The 1,320-nt window shown below is 64.3% G+C and carries 1 protein-coding gene and 1 pseudogene; both read left to right on the top strand.

Annotated elements, in window-relative coordinates:
* Nucleotides 1–264 (top strand): annotated as a pseudogene (locus JHN45_RS51970) (hypothetical protein); the annotation flags it as partial.
* 21 nt (nt 265–285) lie between these two features.
* Nucleotides 286–579 carry a hypothetical protein gene (locus tag JHN45_RS51965; protein WP_201056501.1) on the top strand — a complete coding sequence of 98 codons (294 nt, stop codon included), beginning with the start codon at nt 286–288 and terminating at the stop codon, nt 577–579.
* Nucleotides 580–1,320: the final 741 nt, after the last annotated feature.

Here is a 1,320-nt window from a genome sequence, read left to right as displayed (position 1 = left end):
TCCCGAATGCCCGCCACGCCCCGCAACACCAAGGCGGCAACCGCGGCTATGGCCGGACTGACCGAGCACCTGTGGACGCCGCTCCACGGCTACCCCGGGGCCGATAACCCGTGGGCCCTCAAGTGCGGACTGTGCGGCTGGCAGGGCCCCCGCTACTGGTCCCACCTCCGGGGCCGCAACGGGAATCCGCCCTCGACCTTCCGGCACCCCGAATGCCTCGACGCCGAAAAGGTCCGCGCCCGAATCACCGCCTACCAGAAGTAACCAGAGGAAGGAGCAAGGCAAATGACGGACCTTTACACGGACGGACCGGCCGAGGCGAACAAGACCCGCGCCTTTTGGGCCCTGACTGCCCTTGAGGCATTCGGCCTGAAGACCGGTCAGAACTACAGCGACGGAACCCTCGACATGGGCGAGGACGCCCTCGGCGAAATCGCCGGGGACCTCCTCGCGAACGTTTTCCACCTCGCCCGCTTCAACTCCCTTGACCCGGACAGCATCGTGCGATCGGGGTATCTCCACTTCGAGGCGGAAGTCGAGGAGGAGCGCGAGGAAGAGGCCGAGAAGGTCGACGGCTGAGAGACACGCCCATAAGGACGGGTTGGCAGATGCTCAAATCACCTGCACCCCGTGCCCATAGGGCGGAGTGAAGTCCAAGGAAAGGGGCGGCAGTTGCCGCCCCTTTCCGCATGCCGGAAACGGCCGGGCAATCGACAGCCCTACGGGCTGGGCTGCCTTTCAAGTGGCCTTCGGCCACAGGCAGCCATGGACCCGCTTCGCGGGCCCAAATGGAAGCCCCGCCCCCCTGAGTGGCCTTCGGCCACGGGGCGGGAAAAGATTCGGGCCTAACGGCCCGCCGCTATCGCGGTGGGCCCCTCTAAGGCGCTTCGCGCCGGGGCCCGCCCCTGCGGGGCAAAGGAAACGACCTACGGCCGTTATGAATACCCCTTACGGGGTATTCTAAAAACGCGCCTAATTACCCACCAAAAGGGCCACCATAAAGACGCGACCAGCACACTTGACAAAGAATTGCATAAACCCTATGGTTGGGCTCAATAAAGAAAAGCTGACGAGATTTCAGGGGGGTTAGGATGAATGTTCGAACGGAAACGGAACCGACTAGCCCAGCCCCCTCCCTCCTAGCCAGCTATGCCGCGAAGCGGCAAAACACCAGGTCAGAGGCCGCGAAGCGGTCAGAGCAACCCCCACATGCCCCCGTGAAACGGGGGCCTGGCTCCGCGAAGCGGAGCCCTCGACGGCGTGAAACGCCGTCAGGCCGTCGGCGAAGCCGACGGCTGTTTGTAGTCGGCGAAGCCGACT

The sequence above is a fragment of the Streptomyces sp. MBT53 genome (assembly GCF_016654115.1).
Classification (GTDB): domain Bacteria; phylum Actinomycetota; class Actinomycetes; order Streptomycetales; family Streptomycetaceae; genus Streptomyces.
The sequence above is the reverse complement of the archived record's forward strand: the minus strand, read 5'-3'. Positions and strand labels throughout refer to the sequence as shown.